General features: G+C 73.8%; 18 protein-coding genes and 1 pseudogene. 9 read left to right on the top strand and 10 right to left on the bottom strand.

Going from position 1 to position 24,497, the window contains the following annotated elements:
* Nucleotides 1-71 precede the first annotated feature (71 nt).
* Complete coding sequence (locus DQ392_RS02320; RefSeq protein WP_114013767.1) at nucleotides 72-515, bottom strand: thiol-disulfide oxidoreductase DCC family protein; 444 nt, start codon at nucleotides 513-515, stop codon at nucleotides 72-74.
* Nucleotides 516-611: 96 nt separating this feature from the next.
* Here DQ392_RS02320 and DQ392_RS02315 point away from each other — a divergent pair, with 96 nt between their 5' ends.
* A complete protein-coding gene (locus tag DQ392_RS02315; protein ID WP_114013766.1) occupies nucleotides 612-1,451 on the top strand; it encodes a M55 family metallopeptidase in 840 nt (279 codons plus the stop codon).
* A 109-nt stretch (nucleotides 1,452-1,560) separates the two neighbouring features.
* On the opposite strand, the gene DQ392_RS02310 is transcribed toward DQ392_RS02315, so the two are convergent.
* From DQ392_RS02310 to DQ392_RS02300, 3 genes are all read right to left on the bottom strand, one after another.
* On the bottom strand, nucleotides 1,561-2,916 hold the full coding sequence (locus tag DQ392_RS02310) for a DUF1266 domain-containing protein (RefSeq protein ID WP_114013765.1): 1,356 nt from the start codon (nucleotides 2,914-2,916) through the stop codon (nucleotides 1,561-1,563).
* Between the two features lie 109 nt (nucleotides 2,917-3,025).
* Nucleotides 3,026-3,268 carry a hypothetical protein gene (locus DQ392_RS02305; protein ID WP_147266473.1) on the bottom strand — a complete coding sequence of 81 codons (243 nt, stop codon included), beginning with the start codon at nucleotides 3,266-3,268 and terminating at the stop codon, nucleotides 3,026-3,028.
* Between the two features lie 465 nt (nucleotides 3,269-3,733).
* On the bottom strand, nucleotides 3,734-3,919 hold the full coding sequence (locus DQ392_RS02300; RefSeq protein ID WP_245981082.1) for a hypothetical protein: 186 nt from the start codon (nucleotides 3,917-3,919) through the stop codon (nucleotides 3,734-3,736).
* A gap of 875 nt (nucleotides 3,920-4,794) precedes the next feature.
* Here DQ392_RS02300 and DQ392_RS02290 point away from each other — a divergent pair.
* From DQ392_RS02290 to DQ392_RS02260, 7 genes are all read left to right on the top strand, one after another.
* On the top strand, nucleotides 4,795-6,051 hold the full coding sequence (locus DQ392_RS02290; RefSeq protein ID WP_114013845.1) for an extracellular solute-binding protein: 1,257 nt from the start codon (nucleotides 4,795-4,797) through the stop codon (nucleotides 6,049-6,051).
* Complete coding sequence (locus DQ392_RS02285; RefSeq protein WP_114013761.1) at nucleotides 6,048-7,040, top strand: carbohydrate ABC transporter permease; 993 nt, start codon at nucleotides 6,048-6,050, stop codon at nucleotides 7,038-7,040. Before DQ392_RS02290 ends, DQ392_RS02285 begins: the two co-directional genes overlap by 4 nt.
* The gene (locus tag DQ392_RS02280) at nucleotides 7,037-7,933 is read left to right on the top strand and encodes a carbohydrate ABC transporter permease (RefSeq protein ID WP_245981081.1); all 897 of its coding nucleotides are present in this window, start codon (nucleotides 7,037-7,039) and stop codon (nucleotides 7,931-7,933) included. Before DQ392_RS02285 ends, DQ392_RS02280 begins: the two co-directional genes overlap by 4 nt.
* Nucleotides 7,934-7,944: 11 nt before the next feature.
* A complete protein-coding gene (locus tag DQ392_RS02275) occupies nucleotides 7,945-9,570 on the top strand; it encodes a beta-N-acetylhexosaminidase (RefSeq protein WP_114013760.1) in 1,626 nt (541 codons plus the stop codon).
* 345 nt (nucleotides 9,571-9,915) lie between these two features.
* Complete coding sequence (locus DQ392_RS02270) at nucleotides 9,916-10,788, top strand: FAD binding domain-containing protein (RefSeq protein WP_114013759.1); 873 nt, start codon at nucleotides 9,916-9,918, stop codon at nucleotides 10,786-10,788.
* Entirely contained in the window at nucleotides 10,785-13,496 is a 2,712-nt protein-coding gene (locus tag DQ392_RS34980) for a 2Fe-2S iron-sulfur cluster-binding protein (RefSeq protein ID WP_245981079.1), read from the top strand. Before DQ392_RS02270 ends, DQ392_RS34980 begins: the two co-directional genes overlap by 4 nt.
* 48 nt (nucleotides 13,497-13,544) lie before the next feature.
* Nucleotides 13,545-15,902 (top strand): xanthine dehydrogenase family protein molybdopterin-binding subunit, encoded by a 2,358-nt coding sequence (locus DQ392_RS02260; protein WP_114013758.1) that lies wholly within the window; start codon nucleotides 13,545-13,547, stop codon nucleotides 15,900-15,902.
* A gap of 83 nt (nucleotides 15,903-15,985) precedes the next feature.
* On the opposite strand, the gene DQ392_RS02255 is transcribed toward DQ392_RS02260, so the two are convergent.
* The 6 genes and pseudogenes from DQ392_RS02255 to DQ392_RS02230 form a co-directional block, all read right to left on the bottom strand.
* Nucleotides 15,986-17,095, bottom strand: coding sequence for a YeiH family protein (locus tag DQ392_RS02255; protein ID WP_114013757.1), 1,110 nt, complete (start codon nucleotides 17,093-17,095; stop codon nucleotides 15,986-15,988).
* Nucleotides 17,095-17,664, bottom strand: coding sequence for a cysteine dioxygenase family protein (locus DQ392_RS02250; RefSeq protein WP_114013756.1), 570 nt, complete (start codon nucleotides 17,662-17,664; stop codon nucleotides 17,095-17,097). Before DQ392_RS02250 ends, DQ392_RS02255 begins: the two co-directional genes overlap by 1 nt.
* A 108-nt stretch (nucleotides 17,665-17,772) precedes the next feature.
* Complete coding sequence (locus DQ392_RS02245; RefSeq protein ID WP_114013755.1) at nucleotides 17,773-18,678, bottom strand: LysR family transcriptional regulator; 906 nt, start codon at nucleotides 18,676-18,678, stop codon at nucleotides 17,773-17,775.
* 58 nt (nucleotides 18,679-18,736) lie between these two features.
* A complete protein-coding gene (locus tag DQ392_RS02240) occupies nucleotides 18,737-20,356 on the bottom strand; it encodes an MFS transporter (RefSeq protein ID WP_114013754.1) in 1,620 nt (539 codons plus the stop codon).
* Between the two features lie 356 nt (nucleotides 20,357-20,712).
* A pseudogene (locus DQ392_RS02235) lies at nucleotides 20,713-21,831 on the bottom strand (N-acetylmuramoyl-L-alanine amidase); the annotation flags it as partial.
* 276 nt (nucleotides 21,832-22,107) lie between these two features.
* A complete protein-coding gene (locus tag DQ392_RS02230) occupies nucleotides 22,108-23,574 on the bottom strand; it encodes an FG-GAP and VCBS repeat-containing protein (RefSeq protein ID WP_245981077.1) in 1,467 nt (488 codons plus the stop codon).
* A 388-nt stretch (nucleotides 23,575-23,962) separates the two neighbouring features.
* On the opposite strand from DQ392_RS02230, the gene DQ392_RS02225 reads away from it, so the two are divergent.
* Nucleotides 23,963-24,448, top strand: coding sequence for an NUDIX domain-containing protein (locus DQ392_RS02225; RefSeq protein WP_114013843.1), 486 nt, complete (start codon nucleotides 23,963-23,965; stop codon nucleotides 24,446-24,448).
* Nucleotides 24,449-24,497 lie beyond the last annotated feature (49 nt).

Below are 24,497 nucleotides of genomic sequence, written 5' to 3'. Positions count from 1 at the left end.
GTGGTTCCGAACGCGAAGCCGGCTGCGGTGTCGGTGTGGGTGTCGTCATGGAGGGTGAGCCTAGCGACGGTTCACGAGACGTCCGGTGGGGCGTGGCGGGTGGGCGCACGGCCCGTCCCGGGCGCCGCGCAGGCGGCGGTGCCGCCGGGCAGTCGGTGCCGGTTCGCGGCGACGAGGCGGTAGAGGCCGGCCGCGGCCCACCGAAACGGCGGCAGTGTCAGCAGGGCGCCCGCCACCGGCCACGCGCCGCCCGCGCTCAGCAGGGCTTTCGCGACGGCCTGTGCGCCCCCGTGCACCGCCCCGGAGGGTGTCACCCACAGCACCTCGTGTGCGGCGCGTGCCGGGGTGACGCCGAGCGCGGCGAGTCCGGCCGGCTCGGCGCGCTGCCACGGCAGGCCGGCGCAGCGGGGCCGTACCCACCGTTCGCCGAAGCGCACCGCAGTGGTGCAGAAGCCGCAGTCCCCGTCGAAGAGGAGCAGGGGGACGGATACAGGGTGCAGGGGGTGCGTCCGCATGGCCGCATTCTCGCGCGGCCTGCGCCGGATGCGCGGGTGCGCCCGCGGCGGGCGCGGCCGTGCTGCGAGACTCGGCGGATGGCTGAGACGCGGGACATGAGGGTGTACGTCAGCGCCGACATGGAAGGCGTGACCGGTCTGGTGGGCGCCGACGACGTACAGATGGGCGGCCGCGACTACGAGCGGGGGCGCGTGATGATGACGCAGGACGTCAACGCGGCCGTGCGCGGCGCACTGGCCGGCGGTGCGGGCGAGGTCGTCGTCAACGACACGCACAGCACGATGCGGAACCTGCTCGTGGAGGACCTGCACCCCGCGGCCTCCCTGGTACGCGGCAAGCCGAAGCCGATGGGGATGGTCCAGGACCTGGACGCCTCGTTCGACGCCGTCGTGTGCGTCGGCTACCACGCGCGGGCGGGCTCGCTGGGGGTGCTGAGCCACAGCTACATGGGGCACGAGATCGAGGACATGTGGCTCGACGAGACCCGTGCGATGGGGGAGATCGGCTTCTCGTACGCGACGGCCACCGCGATCGGTGTGCCCGTGGTGGCGCTCTCGGGCTGCGACGTGGCGTGCGAGGAGGTGAAGGAGTGGGACGCGCGGGTGCGCACGGCGCCGGTGAAGTACGCCCGCGACCGCTTCGCCGCACGGTTGCGCCCGGCGCAGGAGGCGCGGGCCGCCATCGAGGAGGCGACCGCTGAGGGGGTGCGCGACGCCGCGTCCCGTACGCGCAAAGAGCCCGACATGACGGAGCACGCCCTGTCCGTGCGCTGGCAGTCGGCCTCCGTGGCCCAGCAGTTGGAGGGTGTACCCGGGGTGACGCGGACGGACGACCGTACGGTCCTGGTGCGGGGCCGGCTGCCCGGCCTCTTCCGGCTCTTCGGGGTCTTCCAGCAGGTGGCGGCGTCCCTCACGGGGCAGGCGCCGTACTGCTGAGCAGCCGCCCGGTTCCCCCGGGCGTCAGCCCCCGGGGGCCGTTCCCCTGGGATCGGCTCCCCTCGGGCCGGCTTCCCGGGGCCCGTCCTCCTGGGACCAGGCCCCCGGGTCAGTCCCCCTCGGAGCGGAACGGGATGGTCAGCCAGGGGCTCTCCGGCTCCGTGGTGAGCAGGCGGTGTCCGGTCAGCGTCTCCTCGTAGAAGGGGCCGAACTCCTCGTCGTCGAAGTGGAGGCAGCGGCCGAGCGCGTACCCCGCGGAGAAGTCCTCCCACGAGCGGTACGCGGCGGTGCTCACGCGCCCCGCGCGCAGCACGGCCTCCTCCGCCTCGGCCAAGGTGCAAAAACGCGCGCCCAGCCCGAAGCGTGCCATGTTGGAGGCGCGGCCGTAGTCCCAGGCGGCCACCGAGCGGACGAACCGGCCCTCGGGCAGCAACCCGTCGGCACGGAAGCGCGCCTCGTACCTGGTGATGCGCCCGATCAGCCGCTTGACGCCCTCGACCTGCGCCTCCATCTCCTCCTCGGACGGGCCCTCCGTACGGGTGACACCCTCAGGGGAGAGCTCGACGCGGGCGGTGGACACCCGGCTGCGCAGCACCCGTTCGGTGGCCTGCCGCCAGTGGCCGGTCTCCACGTGGCCGCCGAAGTCCTGCGCCAGACTGTGCCGCACCCCCAGGGCGAACTCCCACACCGGGCTGCTCATCTCCGCCGTGAGCAGGTCCTCCTGGTGGCGCTGCCACGTCTCCCGCGTCGTGACGCCCCACCAGCGCTCCAGGAGACGCCGTTCGTCGGTGTAGCCGTGGCCGTGACCGAGAGAGTTCCAGTACCTTCCGTTCTTCACGGACATCAGCGCCCCGCACGCCAGCCCGCGCGCGACGGCGCCGGTGCGCGGCCCGCCGACCCACAGGGTGCGCAGGGTCTCGTGCGGATGGGTGCACGCCTGGGTGACGTTGTCCGCGTGGCGCTGCCACAGTGCGCGGAAACCCGGGCCAGACGGGAAGTACGCCTCACAGGGCGAGCCCGGATTGACCGCCAGCCACGGGGGGTCGGTCGCCTCCCAGCCGCGCGCGAACCACCCCAGGCTCTGCGAGAAGAAGACGGGGTTGTCGATCGGGGCCGGAAGCATGGCCTCCGTGTAGACGGGCGTGCACCAGGCCTGGATCTCGGGACGCCACACCGGTGTGATGGCCACCCGCCCCGGATTCGCCTCCAGCCAGCCGCGCGGGGCCGCGTGATACAGCGACTCGCCCGCCAGCACGTCCAGGTAGGCGGCCCAGTCGTGCCGCGACTTCGCCTCGTGCAGTCGTCGTTCGACGTCGCTGGGTATCTCCCGCCACGCCGCCGCCCGAGTCCCCGGGTGGTCCGGGGACTCGGGGTGGGTGCTTGCCGCCCCGGCGGCCCCTCCGCCGGCCGCGGCCTTGGCAACGTCCGGCCCTGCGACCTCCCCGGCCGCCCCCCGCTTCCACATCCGATGACCTCGCAACCTCGCAGTCGTGTCCCGCTTCGCGCCGCTTCCCGCGTGCGTCCGCCGTGCCGTGACGCCGTACCTCGTCGCCGTGCCTCGCGCCATCGGGCTGTCAGAACAGCCGGCTGCAAAGGGGTACGACGTAGACGAGCGCCAGGAAGGCGATGACCGCCCCGATGACGATCCGCTTCCTGGCGGCTGCCGCACGCTGCGCGTCCGCCGGCCCGGGCGGCGGCGCCCACCCGGCCCCCGGATGCGCCCCGTACGGATTGGGCGGCGGGGTCGGCAGACGCGGAGACCGCAGGGCCATGGGGCGGTGTCCTCCGTAGGGCGGTGAGGAGGTCGGGACTGCCATGCATTCTGACCCTCTGTGACGCTCAGGTCAACGCACGGTCAGTCAGAAGTGTTTCGGAGTCGAGCTTCGTGTACTCAGGGGTGAGCGTGAGTGTGCCGGCACTCCCCTGACGGGCCGGTGATCGGCCGAGGCGTGCAGGCGTGGCGTCCCACTCGCCTTCTCGCCTTCGTGGCACTCGCGGGAAGCACTTGATCATGTCCTCCCCGCCATCGATGACGGCGTCAGAGCTCGATGGGGCGGTAAGCCAGACCCGACGAGGTCGGTGACGATGGCGAAGAAGCGGGTGTCGATCTCGCGTTGGGACAGCGGGTCGGTGATGCGTTCCGTCTGGGAGACCGGGTGGAGGCCCCACGCGGTGGTGCGCGTCCCGTTCGATACGGGTGGTGGCGCCGGTGGGGTCGGTGACGGCGACGACCTGGCTGCGGGGGTTCACCAGGTAGTACGTGAGGCGTCCGAGGGAGTTGGTCACCTCGTCACGCGGTCGCCGGTCGCCGGGTCCGGCGGGCTGTGGTCGAAGGCGGCGTGCATGTGGCCTTCGGCGCCGGACTGCCAGACGCAGCGGTCCTGTTCGTCGTAGACGTACGCGTAGTGCGAGTCGTTGGTGTCCGTCCAGGAGGCGATCCGTGCGGCCTCGTCGTAACCGAAGCGCAAGGCGTCACCGGTTGAACCGGTGACCTCGGCGAGGTTGCCCCGCGGGTCGTAGCCGAAGCGGACGATCTCCTGGTCGTCCCCGCCTGGCGCCGCGCCGCGCCGCGCAGGTGCAGCGCGGTCGCCCGGCGCCGTGTCGTGTCCGTCTCGACACGCACGTGGTAGCCGCCGGAGTGGACGAGGGCGAGCGGGGTGCCCTCCGCGTCGTACTCGAACGTGACGCGGTTGCCGTTGCGGTCGTACACCTCCGCGAGGAGGGCGACGCCGGCCCGGTCGGCGAGGTCGGCCGGAGGTGCGAAGGGCCGGGTCAGTCCCGTGTCGGGGTCGTGCAGTGCGAAGTCACCGTCGAAGCGCAGCTCCAGGGGCCACTGCGGCCCCTTGTCCGGGGGTACCGGACCGCCGTCGGGCTCGTGGCTCGGCTTCGGCGGATGGGCGGGCTGAGGCGGGTGCGACGGCTCGGGCGGGTGCGCCGGCTTGGGCGGGTGCGCGGGTTCGGCCACGCGGCTGAGACGAGACGCCTTGGCGGCCGTGTCCGCGGCCCTGCCGCCGCCCCCGGTGAGGGCGTCGAGCGCCACGCCTTCGAAGAACTCCTCCGGGTCGTCCAGGAAGCCGCGGTAGGCCTGTTGCAGGGCGCGGTCCGGGTGCGTCGCGCCAGGACTAATTGGTTCAGACCTATTGCCCTGCCCGGGCCGGGCTCGTAGCCTCACGGCTCACGTGCAGGTTGTGCAGTGCGAAACAGTCGTTGCGTAGGGTGCAATACCAGTGCTGGGGGTCTCGCTGTGAAAGCCGAAGCGGACAAGAGCGTCAAGAGCGACAAGAGCGTCACCGGTGTCAGGGGCTTCACCCGTGTGAGGGCCGCCGGGGCCTCGCTCCTGGCGATGGGCCTGGCCGCGGGACTCGCGGGGTGCGCACCCTCCACCTCGTCGGGCGGCGGCGGTCAGGACGACAAGAGCGGCACCGTGCGGGTGTGGCTCTTCCGCGAGGTCGGCAACGAGCCCAAGGAGAAGGTCGTCGACAAGGTCGCCGACCGTTTCGAGGAGCAGCACGACGGCGTCGAGGTCGACGTCCAGTACATCCCCATCGACAGCCGGGCCGAGAAGATCAAGGGGGCGTTCAACGACCCCGCCTCCGCTCCCGACGTCATCGAGTACGGCAACACCGACACCGCCGGCTACGTCGCCGACGGGGGACTGGCCGACATCAGCGACGAGTTCGGCTCCTGGGGCGCCGCCCGCGCTTTGGACCCCACCGCCAAGAAGTCCGTCACCGTCGAGGGCAAGCAGTACGGGCTGCCCCTCTTCGTCGGCGTCAGGGCCCTCTACTACCGCACCGACGTCTTCGAAGAACTCGGCCTCGAACCGCCCAGGACGCTGGACGAACTCGCCGCCACGGCGAAGAGGATCCGCGCCGCGCACGAGGACATGTACGGCATCGCCGTCGGCGGCGCCTACACCTACGGCGCGATGCCGTTCATCTGGGCGCACGGCGGCGAGCTGGCGCGGGAGAAGGGCGGCTCGTTCACCTCCGCGCTCGACGCCGCGCCCGCAAAGAAGGGCATCAGGGCCTACACCTCCCTGTTCGGCGACGACAACTGCCCCGCGGGCAAGTGCGCCAAGATGGGCGGCAACGAGACCGTCGAGGTCTTCGCGGGCGGCAAGGCGGGCATGGCCATCGGCGGCGACTTCAACCGGCAGGCCATGGAGAACGGCAAGGTCGAAGGCGAGTACGGGGTCGTCCCGCTGCCCGGCGTCGAGAAGGGCGACATCGCCCCCGCGTTCGCGGGCGGCAACAACATCGGCGTCCTCAAGAGCACGGAACACCGCACCCTCGCGGTGCGGCTGGCCGAGCAACTGGCGGGCAAGCGCACCCAGGAGCAGCTGTTCGAGGCGATGGGCTTCCTGCCGACCTTCAGCGACACCCGCCGGCAGGTCGCCGAGCGCGAGCCGTTCGTGAAGCCGTTCGTGCGCACGCTCGACGCCGGGACCGAGTTCGTGCCGGCCAGCCCCGCCTGGGGCACGATCGACTCCTCGCTCATCCTGCCGGAGATGTTCCAGCGGATCGTCAGCGGCAAGGACGACGTGGCCGGCGCCGCCGCCGCTGCCGCGGAGAAGATGGACGAGGCGTTCGCCGAGTGAGCGTCGCCACCGGCGGGGCGAAGTCCCGCCCCCGCCGCACGCCGGGCCCCGCGGACGCCGGCGGGCCCCCAAGGGCCCGCCCCGCCCGCCCGGGGCGCCCCACCGGCGGCGCCCGGCGCGGCGGCTGGACGCCCTGGCTCTACCTCGCGCCGGCCCTGGTCGTCCTGGCCGGGCTGCTGGTCTACCCCGTCTACCAGCTGGGGCTCATCTCGGTCCTCGACTACACCCAGGCGCAGGTCAGCGGCGGGGAGCCCACGAGCTTCCAGGGGCTCGGCAACTACGCCGAACTCCTGGGCGACCCCCAATTCTGGAACGTCCTGCTGGCGACCGTCGTCTTCGCCGCCGCCTGCGTGCTGGGAACCATGACCGTGGGGTGCGCGCTGGCGGTCCTGCTGACGCGGGTGCGGGCGCTGCCACGGCTGCTGCTGATGCTCGCCGCACTCGGCGCCTGGGCCACCCCCGCCATCACCGGATCCACCGTGTGGGTGTTCCTCTTCGACCCGGACTTCGGCCCCGTCAACCGCGTACTGGGACTGGGCGACTTCGCCTGGACGTACGGACGCCTCAGCGCGTTCGCCCTCGTCTTCTTCGAGGTCGTGTGGTGCTCGTTCCCGCTGGTGATGGTGACGACGTACGCCGGAATCCGCGCCGTGCCCACCGAGGTGGTCGAAGCCGCCACCCTCGACGGGGCGAGCGTGTGGCGCACCTGGCGCAGCGTCCTGGCGCCCCTGCTGCGGCCGATCCTGATCGTGGTGACCATCCAGTCGGTCATCTGGGACTTCAAGGTGTTCACCCAGATCTATGTGATGACCGGCGGTGGCGGCATCGCGAAACAGAACCTCGTCCTGAACGTCTACGCCTACCAGAAGGCTTTCGCCTCCTCCCAGTACAGCCTCGGCTCTGCGATCGGCGTCGTCATGCTGCTCATCCTGCTGTCGGTCACGCTGCTCTACCTGAAACTGCTCCGCAGAAACGGGGAGGAGATATGAGCGCCCCCGCCTCCCCTCCCACCTCGGCCGACGCCCATGCCCCCGTCCCTGGCCACCGCTTCCGCCGCCGGATACGCAAACCCTGGCGGCTCGCGGCCGAATGCGCCGCCGTGCTCATCGCACTCCTCGTCGCCTTCCCGCTCTACTGGATGGTCCTCTCCGCGTTCAAACCGGCCGGCGAGATCCGCTCGGACCGGCCCGTTCCCTGGACGCTCACACCCACCCTCGACTCCTTCCGGCGCGTCTTCGCGCAGCAGGAATTCGGGCGCTACTTCCTCAACAGCCTGCTCGTGGCGGGCGCCGTCGTCCTCGCCTCGGCGCTCATCGCCTTCCTCGCCGCCACCGCCGTCACCCGCTTCCGCTTCCGGCTGCGCACGACGCTGCTCGTGCTCTTCCTCGCCGCGCAGATGGTGCCGGTCGAGGCGCTGACCATTCCCCTGTTCTTCCTCATGCGGGACGTGGGCGCGCTCAACTCGCTGCTCTCCCTCATCCTCCCGCACCTGGCCTTCTCCCTCCCCTTCGCCATCTGGATGCTGCGGGGCTTCGTCAAGGCCGTCCCCGAGGCGCTGGAGGAACAGGCGTTCATCGACGGCGCGAGCCGGACACGCTTCCTGTGGCAGATCCTCTTCCCCCTCGTCTTTCCCGGCCTCGTCGCCACGAGCGTCTTCTCCTTCATCTCCACCTGGAACGACTTCCTCTTCGCCAAGTCGTTCATCATCAGCGCCACGGAGAACTCCACCCTCCCGATGGCGCTGCTGGTCTTCTTCGACACCGAAACACCCGACTGGGGCGGGGTGATGGCCGCCTCCACGGTCATGACACTGCCCGTACTCGTCTTTTTCGTCTGCGTACACCGGCGCCTGGTCTCGGGCCTCGGCGGCGCCGTGAAATAGGAGGACCGAAGATGCCGGGCACTGGCTTGGCCTCACTCGTGCCGCGCGCCCGTGAGGTGCGGGAAGCCGACGGGCCGCCCTTCGTCTGGAACACCGACACCGCACTCGTCGCCGAGCCCGCCGCACACGGTGTCGCGCGGTGGCTGCGCGGCCACACCGTGCTGCCGTTCCGCGAAGGTCTCGGGGCCGCAGGGGCGAGCGCCGGGACCACCGTCGAACTGCGCGTCGACGAGGGGCTGGACGCCGAGGGCTACCGCCTCGACGTCACCCCCGCCCGCGTCCTGATCGAGGGCGGTGACGCCGCCGGGGTCTTCTGGGGCGCCCAGACACTCCGCCAGGTCCTGCCGCCCGCGGCGTTCCGCCGTGCGGGCCTCCCCGGGCAGGAGTGGCACGTGCCGCGCTGCCACATCGAGGACGCGCCACGCTTCGGCTGGCGCGGCATGATGCTCGACGTGGCCCGGCACTTCATGCCCAAGGACGGCGTGCTGCGCCTCCTCGACCTGCTCGCCGCGCACAAGCTCAACGTCTTCCACTTCCACTTGACCGACGACCAGGGCTGGCGTATGGAGATCCGTCGCTATCCCCAGCTCACCGAGACGGGCGCCTGGCGGCCCCGCACCCGTGTCGGACACCGCGCCTCCCCCCTGTGGGACGAACGCCGCCACGGCGGCTACTACACCCAGGACGACCTCCGCGAGATCGTCGCCTACGCGGCGGAACGCCACATCACCGTCGTCCCCGAGATCGAACTCCCGGGCCACTCCCAGGCGGCCATCGCGGCCTACCCCGACCTGGGCAGCACGGACGTCGTCGACACCGCCGCGCTCGGCGTGTGGACCGACTGGGGCGTCAGCCCCCACCTCCTCGCCCCCACCGACGACGTGCTGCGCTTCTACGAACACGTACTCGACGAAGTCCTCGACGTCTTCCCCTCCCCCTGCGTCCACCTCGGCGGCGACGAGACCCCCAAGGAGGAGTGGCGGGCCTCGGCCGTCGCGCAGGCCCGCATCGCCCAGGAAGGTCTCCGCGACGAGGACGCGCTCCAGGTCTGGATGGTGCGCCACTTCGACCGGTGGCTCGCCGCACGCGGACGGCGGCTCGTCGGCTGGGACGAGATCCTCGACGGCGGAACCCTCGAAGGGCCAGGGCTCACCCCCGGCGCCGTCGTCTCCTCCTGGCGGGGCACCGACGGTGGTGCCGCGGCCGCCGAGGCCGGACACGATGTGGTGATGTGCCCCGAGCACGAGCTGTACCTCGACCGGCGGCAGGCGCCCGGACCCGACGAACCCGTGCCGCTGGGGCGCGTCGCCACCCTGCGCGACGTGTACGGATTCTCACCCGTGCCGGAGCGGCTCGCCGCGGCGGGGCGCGGCGAGCGGGTGCTCGGCGTGCAGGCCAACATGTGGACCGAGTGCGCGGAGAGTGCGCAGCGCGTCGACTATCAGGTCTTCCCACGGCTCGCCGCGCTCGCGGAGGTCGCGTGGAGCGGACCCGGCGGCTCCTACGACGACTTCGTCGAGAGGCTCGTGGGGGCGCACCTTCCCCGTCTGGACGCCGCCGGTGTCGAGTACCGCCCCCTGGACGGGCCCCGCCCCTGGCAGCGGCGGCCCGGCATCCCCGGCCGCCCCCTCGACTGAGAACAGCCGAAAACCCGCCCCCGTCACGGGGCTTCGCCCCGCCGGCCCTGCCCGTGCCGCCCAGGCCGCTCCCGTCCGTGACCCGGTTCCGTGGTTGCGGACGGAGCCGGGTGGAAAGGGAGAACGAGGAGAACTGGGCTCTTACCGCGCGAAAGGGCCCATTGCTGGCCCTCGTGTCGGCCACGGGCCGAGATATGCCAGAGTTGCCTCGTCCGGGCTGTGAGCACGTACCGTACGGCAGTGCAGCCGGGAAGCCCGGTAGGTCGGGGAAGGGGCAGCAGGTTGAGCACGCACGTACGGCATGCACCAGGCGGCGGCCGGGCCGCGCAGGCTGTGCCCCCTGTCATGCTGCCGACCACCCTGGACGAGGCCGTCTCGGCGCTGTCGACGGTCCCCGCCGCCGTCCCCGTCGCGGGCGGCACGGATCTGATGTGCGAGGTCAACTCGGGGCAGCTGCGCCCGGCCGCGCTCGTGGGACTCGGCCGGATCAGCGAGATCCGCGGCTGGTCGTACCAGGACGGGCACGCGGTGCTCGGCGCCGGCCTCACCCACGCCCGGATGGGCCGCCCGGACTTCGCCGCGCTGATCCCCGCGCTGGCCGCGGCCGCCCGCGCCGCGGGACCGCCGCAGATCCGGAACGCCGGAACGCTGGGCGGCAACATCGTCAGCGCGTCACCCACCGGCGACGCGCTGCCGGTGCTGGCAGCGCTGGAGGCGACCCTCTCCATCGCGGGCCCCGAGGGCGCCCGCCGTGAGCTGCCGGTCAGCCACCTGCTGGCCGGGATGGAGATGCTCCAGCCGAGTGAGGTCGTCGGCTACGTGAAGGTGCCGCTGCTGCACGCCCCGCAGACGTTCTTGAAGGCCACCAGCCGCACCGGGCCGAGCCGCGCGCTGGCCTCCGTCGCCGTCGTGCTCGACCCGATGCGGCGCAACGTGCGCTGCGCCGTGGGCGCCGTGGCGCCGATGCCGCTGCGCCCGCTGGAGGCGGAGAGCTGGATCGCCTCGCTCATCGACTGGGACGGCCGGCGGGCTCTGGCCCCCGAGGCGTTGAGCGCCTTCGGGGAGTACGTGGCGATGGCCTGCATCCCCGATCCGCCACCCGAGGAGGGGGAAGAGGGGGCCGCGGGCGCGGTGCCCCAGCTTCCGCCCGCTGCGCTGCACTTGCGGCGTACGGTGGCGACACTGGCCCGCCGAGGACTCGGGAGGGCTCTCGCATGAGCGGTACACCACAGGACAACGGGAACGGGGGCGCGGGGCCGCACGCGGGTGCGGACCCGCACGGACGACACGTGAACGCGCACACGGACGCAGACGAGGGCGGCAACGGCACCGGCGCCTGGGGCGACGACCCGTATGTCACACATGGCGGAAGTGCCCCGTACGGCCCCTACGGGGGTCAGGCCGCCGACCCGGCGTACGGGCAGCACGTGCCGCGCAGTTGGGGCGGCGGCGAGTACGACGCCGACGCGACCGCGTTCGTGCAACTGCCGCCCGGCGGCTTCCAGGACGACGTACCGCTGGCCGCTCCCGGCACGGGCCAGGGCGGTTACACCCCGCCCGCCATCGACCTGTCGCAGACCTCGGCCGACGCGCCGGCGGGCGGCACCGCCGGCGTGCCGCTGCCGCCCGCGGTCGGCACCGACCCCGCCTCCGCGGGGCACTGGGTGCTGCCGTTCGCCGGGCCCGAGTCCGGCTACCAGGACGAGGCGCCGGGCGCGGGCCAGCAGGGAGCGGGCCAGCAGAGTGCCGGGCACGGGTCCGTGTTCGGTGGCGAGCCCGCGTACGGCGGCGAGAGCCAGGCGGAGAGCCACGGCGCAGGCCACGTCCCCGGCGGCTCGGCGGCCGCCGCACTCGCCGGTTCGCACGAGGCCCGTACCGGCCGCCGCCCCCTCGGCACGGGCGTCGCCCGTGAGGACAGGGCACAGGACGCCCCCTCGGCGAGCGGCCCCGGCGACCACCCGGCCGCCCCCTCACCGTCACCGTCCCCGTCGCCCTCCGCGGCCCCTCCCGGCCCGCCGTCGGCCGAGGCCGCTGCCGCGGACCTGGGCGCCGGGGAGCGCTCCTGGGTGCCCTCGTCGCCCGCGCCGGCCCCGCACTGGGGCGAGCCGGGCCCGGGGCCCATGCCGTCCCAGGAGCCCGCCGGGCCGGCCGGCACCGCCGGAACCGCTGTTCCCGGCCTGCCGCAGGAGGGCGAGCCGGTGTCCGCGCACCCGGCGTCGCACTACGCGTTTCCCAGCGCTCCGTCGAGCGAGCGGGGCGGGTCCCAGGACCCCGGCGTGCCGGAAGACAGCGCACCGGGTCACCCGGGCGACGACGGCTCCGCGGCCGCGCCCGTGCCCGGCCTCTCGCCGACCATCCCCGCGCAGGCCGGTCCCGGCAGTGCCGAGGGGACGGCCGGATCCGACGGATCCGACGGGCCTCCCGCGCAGATCGTCGCGACCGAGCCGCCCGCGCCGCCCGCCGAGCCGGAGAGCCGCACCGACGCGGAGGTGACATCGCTGGGCGCGGCCGCCCCCGAGCCGCAGGCGCCCGGGCAGGCGCCTGAACCGGCGGTCGCCCAGCCGGTCCCGGCCGCCGGCACGGAGGGGCAGGAGTCCGGCGGGGACACCGCCGGCGGTGCCGCTCCGCAGACAGACGAGATCCCCGGGTCCCGCACGGACGGCGGGGAGAGCGAAGAGTCCGGGAAAATCGGGCAGGCCGGGGCCCGTGAGGCGCCGGAGTCCGAAGGGAGGACCGGCCCCGCCGGCACCGCGGCAGAACCGGGTGCCGAGGGCGGACCGGGCGCCGAGGGCGCACGTGCCGGCGGTGCGGGCGCCGGTGTGAGCGGTGCTGCCGAGACCGAGGCCGTCGTGGACGCCGTGCCCGAGGCCGTCGAGACGGAGGACGAGCACCCGCACGTCTCCTACGTCCTGCACGTCAACGGCGTGGACCGGCCCGTCGCCAGCGCCTGGATCGGCGAGTCGCTGCTGTACGTGCTGCGCGAACGGCTGGGCCTGGCCGGGGCCAAGGACGGCTGCGCGCAGGGCGAGTGCGGTGCCTGCTCGGTGCAGGTGGACGGGCGGCTGGTGGCCGCGTGCCTGGTGCCCGCCGCGACGGCGGCCGGCAGCGAGGTGCGGACCGTCGAAGGGCTGTCGGCCGACGGCGGGCCCTCCGACGTGCAGTGCGCACTCGCCGAGAGCGGTTCCGTGCAGTGTGGTTTCTGCGTGCCGGGGCTCGCGATGACGGTGCACGACCTGCTGGAGGGCAACCACGCGCCCACCGACCTGGAGACCCGCAAGGCGATCAGCGGCAACCTGTGCCGGTGTTCGGGCTACCGCGGGGTGCTGGACGCCGTCCACACGGTCGTCGAACAGCGCGCGGCCAAGGCGGAGCGCGAGGCCGCCGAGGCGGAGGCGGCGCACGCGGCGTCCCGCGAACAGACCGCGGCGCCGGGCCAGGACCCGCACGGACAGCACCCGCACGGACAGCACCCGCCGCACACCGCGTACGGGCAGGACGCGTTCCAGCAGGGGACGTACGCCCACGGCCCGCACGACCAGGGCTCGTACGGTCAGCAGCACGGCGACCCTGGCTCCCACCAGGACGGCCCCCAGCAGAACGGCCCCCAGCAGAACGGCCCCCAGCAGAACGGCTCCTACGGGCAGGACGCCTGGGGGCAGGGCGCGTACGAACAACAGCACGGCGCCTACGAGCAGGGCCCGCACGAGCAGGCCCCGTACGAGCAGGGCCCGCCCTACGAGCACGGCACCTACGGTGACGGCGGCCACCTCGCTCCCGAGTCGGGACAGCAGGGCGCCTACGGGTACGACGCCTACGGCCCACCGCAAACCGAGGGCTACGGGTACGATCCGGCGGCGCAGATCCCGCACCAGAACCGGCACCCCGGACACCCCGACCACCCCGCGCACGGTGGCGGCGGCTCGTGAGGCGGCGTGGGACCCGCACGCACGGAAAGGGCACAGGAAGGCGGCGGTATGACTCAGACGGCTGACGGCCACACCGGCGCCGGGCAGGGCGCGGGCGCCGGCGCCGCGACGGCGACGCCCCCCGGGGGAACTCCCCTGCCCCCGAGCGCGCGTTCGGAGCCCGAGCCGCACGGCTTGGGCGCCTCCGTGCTGCCCACCGACTCCTACGCCAAGGCGCAGGGCACCTTCCCGTACGCGGCCGACCTGTGGGCCGACGGGCTGCTGTGGGCCGCGGTGCACCGCTCGCCCCACCCGCACGCGCGCATCGTGGCGATCGACACGGAGGAGGCCGCCGGGATGCCCGGCGTCCAGGCCGTGGTCACGCACGCGGACGTCACCGGTGACGCCGCGCACGGGCGCAAGATCGCCGACCAGCCCGCGTTCGCCCGGGACGTGGTGCGCTACCACGGCGAGCCCATCGCCGCCGTCGCCGCCGACCACCCGGACACCGCACGGCTGGCCGCCGCCGCCATCGCCGTCGAGTACGAGGTGCTGGAGCCCGTCACCGACCCGGAGAAGTCGTTCGAGGCCGAACCGCTGCACCCGGACGGCAACCTGCTGCGCCACATCCCGCTGCGCTACGGCGATCCGGACGTGACCGGGGACGTCGTCGTGGAAGGGCTCTACCGGGTCGGCCGCCAGGATCCGGCGCCGATCGGGGCCGAGGCGGCGCTCGCGGTGCCCCGCCCGGACGGCGGCGTGGAGATCTACACCGCCACCACCGACCCGCACACCGACCGCGACCTGGCCGCCGCCTGCTTCGGGCTGCCGCCGGAGCAGGTCAAGGTCGTGGTGACCGGCGTGCCGGGGGCCATGGGCGACCGCGAGGACGCCGGGCTCCACGTGCCGCTGGGGCTGCTGGCGATGCGCACGGGCTGCCCGGTGAAGATCGCCCTCAACCGCGAGGAGTCCTTCCTCAGCCACACCCACCGCCACCCCACCCTCCTGCGCTACCGCCACCACGCGGACAGCGAGGGGAAGCTGGTGAAGGTCGAGGCGCAGATCCTGCTCGACGGCGGCGCGTACGCCGACACGTCCGCGGACGCGCTGGCCACCGCGGTCTCCTTCGCGTGCGGTCCCTACGTCGTGCCGCACGCGGTGATCGACGGCTGGGTGGTGCGCACCAACAACCCGCCGTCAGGACACGTACGCGGCGAGGGCTCACTCCAGGTGTGCGCCGCCTACGAGGGGCAGATGGACAAGCTCGCCGAACGGCTGGGGCTCGACCCGGCCGACGTGCGGGCCCGCAACGCGCTGGCCACCGGCGACCTGCTGCCCACGGGCCAGACGGTGACCTGCCCGGCCCCTGTGGCCGAACTGCTCGACGCCGTACGCGAGGCGCCGCTGCCGCCGCTGCCCAAGGACGCCCCCGAGGAGGACTGGCTCCTGCCCGGCGGGCCCGAGGGCGCGGGCGACCCCTCGGCCGTCCGCCGCGGCGTCGGCTACGCGCTCGGCATGGTGCACCTGCTCGGCGCGGAGGGGACCGACGAGGTCTCCACGGCGACGGTGAAGGTCAACGGGCCCGTCGCCACGGTGATGTGCGCCGCCGTCGAGGCCGGGCAGGGATTCGACACGCTGGCCCGGCAGATCGTGCAGGACGTCCTCGGTATCGACGAGGTCCACGTGGCCTCCGTCGACACCGACCAGCCACCGTCCGGCGCGGGCGGCCGCGGCCGGCACACCTGGGTGTCGGGCGGAGCCGTCGAACGGGCGGCGAAGATGGTGCGCACGCAGCTGCTCCAGCCGCTGGCCGCCAAGTTCGGCATGTCCACGGAACTGCTGAGCGTCGCGGACGGGAAAATCACCTCGTACGACGGTGTCCTCTCGACGACGGTCGCGGAGGTGCTGGAGGGCAAGGAACTGTGGGCCACCGCCCAGTGCCGCCCCCATCCGACCGAACCGCTGGACGCGTGGGGGCAGGGAGACGCGTTCGTCGGCCTCGCCTTCGCCGCCGTACGGGCCGTCGTCGACGTCGACATCGAACTCGGCTCCGTGCGGGTGGTGGAGGTCGCGCTCGCCCAGGACGTCGGAGCCGTCCTCAACCCCCGGCAGCTGCGGGCCAGGCTGGAGGCCGGGATCACGCAGGGCATCGGCGCGGCGCTCACCGAGCACCTGCGCGTCGCCAAGGGACAGGTGCGCCACCCCGACTTCACGGCCTACGCGCTGCCCACGGCGTTGGACGCACCCGACATCCGGATCGTGAAGCTGATCGAGGAGCGCGACGTCGTCGCGCCGTTCGGCGCGAAGGCCGCCTCGACCGTGCCGGTCGTCACGGCGCCGGCGGCGGTGGCCTCGGCGGTGCGGGCCGCCACGGGCCGGCCGGTCAACCGCCTGCCCATCCGGCCCCAGGCAGCCGTGAGCGGATAACTCCCGTCACCCGCTCACGGCGCGGCCCGTGGGCGGTCAGCTGGTGTGAGGAGGGCGCCGCTCACGGCGCGGCCCGTGGGGGCTCAGGTGGTGATCAGGACGCCGCCGTAGGAGGCGCCCGCGACGACGATCCAGGAGCACAGGCCCAGGGCGGCCACCCTGCCCCCGGTCCTGGCCAGCGTCGGCAGGTGCACCGCGCTGCCGAGCCCGAACAGCGCGGCGGCCAGCAGGACTTCCCTGAGCCACCCGGCACCGTCGACGGCGGCGTTCGGGAGCCACCCGGTGGTGCGCAGCGCCACCAGGGCGAGGAAGCCGACGACGAACAGCGGCACGAGCGGCGGCCGTTTCGCCCCCGCGGGTGTCCTCCTGCGCTGCCGCAGGGCGAGAGCCGTGGCGGCGACGAGCGGGGCCAGCATCATGACGCGGAGGAGCTTGACGAGGACGGCCTGGCCGAGCGCCGTGGGCCCTGCCGTCTGCGCGGTGGCGACGACCTGTCCGACGTCGTGGACCCCGGCACCGACCCAGCGCCCGAACTCGTCCGCGTCCAGGCCGAGCGGCGCCTGGAGCACGGGCAGGACGGCGATGGCGAGGGTGCCGCACAGGGTGACGAGGGCGACCGAGGTGGCGACGTCCTCCTCCTCGCTGCCGCGTACGTCGCCGACCGCGCCGATGGCGGAGGCGCCGCAGATCGAGTAGCCGGTCGCGACGAGGACGGGCTGGTCGCCGCGCAGGCCGAGCCTGCGGCCGAGCCAGACGGTGCCGGCGAAGGTCGCGGCGACGACGCACAGGACCATGGCGACGGTCGTCCAGCCGAGGCCGAGTACGTCACCGAGGCTCAGCTCCAGGCCGAGCAGCACGATGCCGAGCCGCATCAGGCGCTTGCCCGCGAGGGTGAGCCCCGGGCGCGCGGCGCCGCGCACGAGCCCGCGTACGCCGGGGAGGTGGGCGGCGGCGATGCCGAGGACGACCGCCGCGGTGAGCACCGGCACGGCGGGCAGCAGCAGGTGCACGGCCCAGGCGGCGACGACGCCGAGAGCCGCCAGGGCGAGCCCGGGCAGCCGGCTGGGCCCCCGGTTTTTGGCCGGGGACGCGGGAGACCGCGCCCCCGGTGACCCGGTCGGTTCCGATGACTCCGCCGATCCCGCCGACGCCGGGGAGGCGCCCGCGTCGGCGCGGTGGCCCAGCAGGGCCATCAGGCGTCGGCAGGCAGGTCGTAGACGCGGCGCACGCTGCTGCCGAGCCGCGAGATGTCCGCGCCGTAGACGTGCAGGGAGACGGCGAGCCCGTCGCAGCCGTTCCACACCCGGTGGATGTCGCCGGGCGGCGCGAACCCGCACACGGAGCCGAGCGGGTTGACGACGTCCTCGGTGGCGACGAGGCGGGCGCTGCCGCCCGCCGCCTCGGCGGGCAGCAGCCGGTAGCGGCGCTCGTGCTCCTCGCCCTGGTGGACGCCGGTCACGCACCAGGAGACGTGGTCGTGGACGGCGGTGCCCTGCCCCGGCAGCCACACGAGGGCGACGAGCGAGAAGCTGCCGTCGCCCTCGGCGTGCAGCACGTGCTGGCGGTAGTGGGCGGGGTCGGGCTCGCACTGGGCGGGTGTCAGCAGACCCTCGGCGCCGAGGTGGGGCGCGAGTTTCTCCCCGACCAGGTAGGCGGTCACGTCCGGCGGCAGTCCCCGGCCGACGGCCTCGCGCACGTCCGCGATGAGGGCGCGCAGGCGCTCCGTCGTGGGGGTGGGTGTCTCGGTCGTCGTCGCTGTCATACGGGCAGCGTCGTGCCGGGTTTCCCCGGCGTCCAACGACGGTTCTTTGGGGTTTCCCTCAGCGGCGCTTATGGGTGGGGCGGTGCCACGGGGGCCCGGCGCCGGGGCTCAGCAGCCCACGCGCCGGTCAGCCGCCCGGCGGAGGGCGTCCAGCACGCGTGCGGTCGCCGGGACGCGGAGGTGTTCGCGCAGCACGTAGGCGGAGACCTGGCGCCGGGACGCGGGGTCGAGGGCGCGCCCTGTGACCTTCTCGTGGACGAGGAAGGAGAGGACGAGCCCCGGCACCATGGCGATGCCCAGACCCTCGGCTACCAGGCTCTGCACCACGAGGTTGTCGTCGGTGGTGAACGCGATCTTCGGCGCGAAGCCGAGTTCGGCGCACTCGTGCAGGAAGTTGGTCCGGCAGCGCAGGCACCCCGCGATCCACCGCTCGTCGGCCAGCGCGTCGAGTTTCACGGCGCGGCGCCGGGCCAGGGGGTGCCAGGCCGGGAGCAGGACGGTGAGCTGGTCCTCCAGGAGGGGGATCTCGACGAGCTCCTCGGGCACCTGTTCGCGCAGCCCGGGGTAGGTGAAGGCGAGGGTGATGTCGCACTCGCCGCGTACGACGCGCAGCAGCGACTCGGGGGGCTCTTCCTCCCGCAGCTCGACCCGTATGCCGGGGTGCTCGGCGGCCAGTGCGGCGAGGGCCTCGGGGACGAGCGTGGCGCCGGCGCTGGGGAAGGAGCAGACGGTGACCTTGCCGGCGCGCAGCCGGGTGAGGGACTCCATCTGCTGCTGGGCCGTGCTGATGCTCTCCAGGATCACCTCGGAGTGCCGGGCGAGCGTCTCGCCGGCTTCGGTGAGCCGCATCGTCCGCCCGACGCGGAGGAACAGCGGGGTGCCCACGGACCGCTCCAGCGCCTTCATCTGCTGGGTGATCGCGGGCTGGGTGTAGCCCAGGGCGCGGGCGGCGGCGGAGTAGGAGCCCGCGCGCACGACTTCGTGGAAGGTCTGGATGTGCCGCGAGTCGAACATGACCGCACCATAAGCGGAATTTGGGTACGGGGGTCGGGCCGGGTTCCGGGCTTTGGGTTCAGCCGTTCGGTTCGAGGGGGACGGCGGTCGGCGCGGCCGCGCCGTCGGACGGCCGTTCCCCGGACGCCGCCTGACGCGGCTGGGCACCGGCTCCGGCCCCGCCCCCGCCCCCGCCGTCGGCGGCGGGGGCGGGGGCGGCGGTCTCGCGGGGGCGGAGCCGTCCCGCCACCCACACCCCGGCCAGGGCGACGAGCGCCGAGACGGCGTACACGGCGGCGAACGCACCGGGCTCGCCGGCCGTCGCGGCCTCCGACCCGCCGTGCGGTCCCGACGCGCCGACGGTGACGGAGCCGCCGCCGAGCGCGGCGAAGAGGGCGCCGGTCACCGCGAGCAGCAGCACGTTGGACAGGCCGTCGGAGAGCTGGAGCGCGGCGGAGTTGCGGCCGGCCTCCTCGGGGGCGGAAAGACGCAGCATCAGCACGCTCAGCGAGGAGATCGTCAGTCCCATGCCGAAGCAGCCCACTCCCATGGCGACGGCGAGGGTCCACACGGGCACCGAGTGGACGAGCACGAGCGGTGTGTACCCGATGCCGACGACGACCAGGGCCATGCCGAGCCGTACGAGGCGGCGCCGGTGGGGTTCCATCCGGGGCCGCGACTGGGCGAAGGAGCCCAGGGCCCACAGGGCGCCGCCGGCGGCGAGGGTGAGCCCCGCCATCGTCACGGACAGGCCGCGCTGGGTGACCAGCATCAGGGGGACGAAGCTCTCGGCGACGACGTAGGACCCCGCGGCCACGCCGCGCAGCAGGATGACGGCGGGCAGACCGCGCGCCGCGCGGGCGGTCCCGCGCGGCAGCAGCACCCGCAGGGAGGGCACCAGCAGGGCGACACCCGCGGCGGCGGGCACCGCGGCGATCCAGCTGCGGTCCTGGCCCGCGTACTGGAGCAGCCCCGCGCCCAGTGCGACGGCGAGGGCGAGCCGGATGCGCCGCGCGTCGCCGTCGACGGGCTTGCCGGCTCCGGCGGCCGCCGGACGCGCCGCGGCGCCCCCGGGCGGCCCCGAGGCCCGGCGCCTGAGCGGCGGCAGCATCACCAGCAGCGGCACCACGACGAGCGCCGGGATGCCCAGGAACACCCAGCGCCAGCCGAGGTGCTGGGTGACGGTTCCCGAGATCAGCGGGCCGACGACGGAGGGCACCACCCAGGAGGCGGCGAAGGACGCCATCACGGTGGGGCGCAGGTGTTCGGGGTAGGCGCGGCTGACGGTCACGTAGAGCGCGACGATCACGAGTCCGCCGCCGACGCCCTGCACGGCGCGGCCGAGCACGAAGGTCCACATGGCGGCGGCCGTACCGGAGAGCACCAGGCCCGCGGCGAACAGCACGATGCCGGTGGCCAGCGGGGGCAGCGGCCCGCGCCGGTCGCACCACTGCCCCGAGGTGACCATGCCGACTATGGAGGTCGTGAAGAACGCGGAGAACGCGTACGCGTACAGGGAGATGCCGTCCAGTTCGTCGGCGGCCGGCGGCATCGCCGTCCCCACGGCGGTCGCCTCGAAGGCGATGAGGAGGACGACGGAGACGATGCCGAGTGTCAGCGGCCGGTGCGCGGCGCTGAGTACGGACTCCTTGGGGAGGGCGGCCGGGCCTGCGGCCTGCGGGGTCTCGGACGCTGACATGCGCCCTACGGTAGGCGCCCGGCCCGTCGCCCGGCACCTGCCGATGGGTCGACGCCCGCTCGTTCCCCGGTCCTAGGTCGTGTCGTCAAAGTCCCGCCTGCCTGGCGGTGTCTGGCACGCACGCTCGCGGCGTTGTCGTCGGTCGCCGCTTCCCCCAGGGCTCGGCTTCGCTCGCCCCGGGAGGTGCCCCCACGCAGGGACTCCCTCCTCCGCCTTGCGAGCGCACGCACCAGACACCGCCAGGCCCGCCCTCCGGGCGGACGCCGCTACTGGGAAGACACTCCCTAGGGCGCTGGCGCCGGCGCCGGGTCGAGCGCCGCGGGGACCCGGCACGAGCCGGGTCCCCGCGGTTCTCAGCCCTTGACCAGTTTCATGTAGGCGTCCCAGTCCCAGTACTTGCCCGGGTCGGTGTGGTCGTTGCCGGGCGCTTCGCTGTGGCCGATGATGTGCTCCCGGTCCAGCGGGATGCCGTGCTTGTCGGCGAGGTGGCGGGTCAGCTTCGCGGAGGAGCGGTACATGGCGTCGGTGAACCAGGACGGATCGTCGACGTAGCCCTCGTGCTCGATGCCCAGCGCGGAGGCGTTGGCGCTCCTGGCGTGGTAGGCGGTGTCCGCGTCGCGCACCATCTGGGTGACGTCGCCGTCGGAGGAGCGCACGACGTAGTGGGCGCTGACCTTGGCCTCGGGGTTCTGGAACCAGCTGATGGAGCCCGCGTAGGAGCCCTGGGTCACGTGAATGACGATCTTGTCGAGCGTCTCGGCGCGGCCCGCGCGGTAGTTGGCGGGGTCGGCGGGGGTCCAGGTGGCGTCGGGGTAGTCGGGGCTCTTCGCCGCGGGCGCCGACGCGCCGGCGGTGCCCTTGTCGGGGTGGACGTCGCGAGCCGCCACCGTGATCTTCTCGCCGCCGGGGCCTGTGCCGCGCACGCCGTCTTCCAGCAGGTCGTAGACGGTGTCGGCGTACAGCTTCGCGGTCGCGCCCGAGGCGCCGCCGTAGCGGGCGACGGCCGGGTACCAGGCGTCCACGTCGTGGCGTTCCTTGGCGCTCATGTCCAGCTTGTCGGCGTAGGCGCGCAGCACGGCGGCGCCGCCGTGGATGTTGGCGTCGGTGTCCTCGCGGAGCTCGGAGACGGGCTCGCCCGTGAGCTGCGCGGCCTTCTCCAGCGTGTGTCTGGTGGGGTTGCTGACCAGGTGCATCACGCCGTACCCGCCCGCCTGGCTGGGCTTGCCGTCGTGGCCGTCGAAGTGGGTCTCGCCGTAGCCGACGGCGGCCAGCAGGTCGCGCGGGACGCCGTACTCCTCGGCGGCGTCGGTGAACGACTCGTTCATGGAGGGGCCGCTGCCGTCGGATGGTCTGGCGGTGGCCGACTGGCCGCCGACCCCGGTGACCAGGAGGGCCGCGGCGGCGGCGACGGAGAGGGCGGCGACGCTCAGCCGGCCGCGCCGTCGGACATGAAGGTGAGGGGACTGAGGGGACATGGCTGCTCCTGTTGTGGGGGGAGGGAGCTGAGGCGCCTGAGCCCGTCACAGTACCGACGTGGTTGGGACATGACAACGACTTCGCGGTGCGCCGCCGCGACCTCACCCGTAAGGTGACGCCACCTCAGTAACTCCCGCGCCACGCGCAGTTGAACGCGGAAAAAGCCGGGGCCCGACCTCGAGGAGGTCGGGCCCCGGCACCCGGGTGTCCCGCCTACGGGGACACCCGAGCCGTCTCGGAGGGGCGTGGTGCCCGGTGCCGAGCGATACCCGCGGTCAGCGGGAGAAGGCGGAACCCAGCCCGGAGCCCTTCTCGGGGCCACCGAGCGTCTTCGGACCGTAGGAGACGACGCCGTCGGCCGTCAGGCCGCCGTCGGCGCCCCGCAGCACCCACACCGCGCCCGCGTCGGTGGCCGAGGCGTCGCCGTCCTCGCCCGGGGCGCCGATCGCGAGGTCGTCACGGCCGTCGTTGTCGGTGTCGCCGAAGCCCAGCGCCGCGCCGAAGCGGTCCCCGGCCTCCACGGCACCGGGCACGCCCGCGCTGCCCTGGTCCCAGTTCTTCGCGCCGGTGCCCGTCAGGCCGTTCTTGCCGCCCAGCAGCTGGACGACCGCGCCGGTGTCCTTGCCCGCCGCGCCGCTGCCGATGTCCTCACCGGGCACGCCGACGGCGATGTCCGCGTACCCGTCACCGTTGACGTCGCCCGCGGCCAGCGCCTTGCCGAACTCGTCGCCCTCCTCGTTGGCGCCGGGCACGCCCGGGCTGTTCTGGGTGAGGGTGGTGGTCTTCTCGGTGCTCGGGCCCTGCGCGGAGCCGTAGAGGACCTTGACGGTGCCGTGGTCGTGCGGCAGGTCCTCCACCACGCCGCCGGGGACGGTACGGATCACCAGGTCGCCGAAGCCGTCCTTGTTCACGTCGGCGATCACGGCGGTCTCCGCGTCGTCCACGTCCTTCGCCTTGTCGACGAGGCCGTCCTTGGAGCCCGTGTAGAACTCGCTGGACTCGGACATCTCCTCGAACGCGTGCGTGGTGACGAGGTCGTCCGCGCCGTCTCCGGTGACGTCACCCGCCGTCAGCGAGGTGGGCGCGAAGGTGTGGCCGGTCTTCACCTGGCCGGTCCTGGCGGGCTTGCCCTCCCGGGTGAAGCCGCCGTAGAGCACCTCCACCGTGTCGTCGAACTGTCCGCCCGCCAGGGCCAGGTCCGGCTTCTTGTCGCCGTCGAAGTCGCCGGCGGCCAGCTGGGCGCCGCCGTCGGCGGAGACCTTGGTGCCGCCGGTCAGGCCCTTGCCCTTCTCGCCCCACAGGATGACGGCGCCCCCGCCGCCCGCGACGGCCAGGTCGGTGACGCCGTCCCCGTCGAAGTCGCGGGCGGCGGTCTGGCCGCCGAAGTTCCCGTAGTCCTCCACGCTGCCGGGCACGGCCTCGCTGTTGGCGCTGAAGAGCTGCCGCTTCGTGGTGCTCGTGCCCTTGGCCGAGCCGTAGGTCACGGTGAGATAGCCCGCGTACTGCTTGCCCCCGACGGTCGCCTTCGGGGCGCCGCTGACGGTGTCCGCGTATCCGTCCCCGTCGAAGTCCGCCTTCGGCGCGGCGGCCCCGGACGCGGCCGCGGCGCTGTCGTCGGCCGCCGCGGCGGGTGCCGCGTAGGCCGGTACCGCCACGGCGGTGGTGCCTGCCAGCAGCACGGCCGTCACCCCGATGGCGCGGGCGACGGTGGCCGTGGCTGTGGCTTTGCTGCGGTGGAGCACGTGTCCTCCTTGGTCGGACGCTCCGAACCCCCGGCGCAGTAAGCGGGTGTTGCCTGCGGGGACGGGCCGGGACCGGTGCGATGGTCGTTCATACATGAGACACACGAGGCGGCCGCAGGGTTGCCCCTCCTTCACCAACTCCCCCCGGAACCGCACACAACCGCGCGCGCACGAACGCGAGGCGGGGGGTGACGGGGGCCGGCCCCGGTCACCCCGGCTCCGCCCGGTCCCTCCGGCCCCGCCCGGGGCAGTCCGGTTTCCGGGACAATCACTCACCGAGGAGCGCGGCGCCCGCCGCCCCGGGACACCGGACACCGAGCACCGGAGGAAAGGACACCCCGTGGCACTCCCCGCCCGACCGGAAGGACTGGAACCCGCCCTGGGGGCCATGACGTTGCTGGCCGCTGCCGTCGTCGTGCACGACCGTGCCGCCGGACGTGTCCTCCTGCTCGAACGCGGCCCCGCGGCGAAGTTCGGGCAGGGCCTGTGGGACCTGCCCACCGGCAAGAGCGAACCGGGCGAACCGGTGACCCGCACCGCCGTGCGCGAACTGTGGGAGGAGACCGGGCTCACGGTGGCGCCGGAAGACCTGAGTCTCGCCCACGTCGTCCACGGACCGTGGGGCGTGGAGGCCCCGAACGGCTACCTCGTCGTCGTCTTCGAGGCGCACCGCTGGCGCGGCGAACCGTGCAACCGGGAGCCGGACAAGCACGCGGCGGTCCGCTGGGTGTCCACCGGCGAGCTCCCCGGCACCATGGTGCCCAGCAGCGGGGCGGCGCTCAGGCGCTGCCTGGCGGAGGGCCCCGGGGTGTGGCTGGCGGGACGTTGGTCACAGCCCCCGGCAGCCGGCCAGGACACCCCGCGCCCCCGGTAGGGTTGCGGACGGCCACGCCCCGCCGGCCGCCGAGCCGGCGGCCGCCGTG

This window comes from Streptomyces reniochalinae (genome assembly GCF_003323735.1).
Taxonomy (GTDB): Bacteria; Actinomycetota; Actinomycetes; order Streptomycetales; family Streptomycetaceae; genus Streptomyces; species Streptomyces reniochalinae.
Note: the sequence above shows the minus strand (reverse complement) of the source record. Positions and strands in the feature narration are given on the sequence as shown.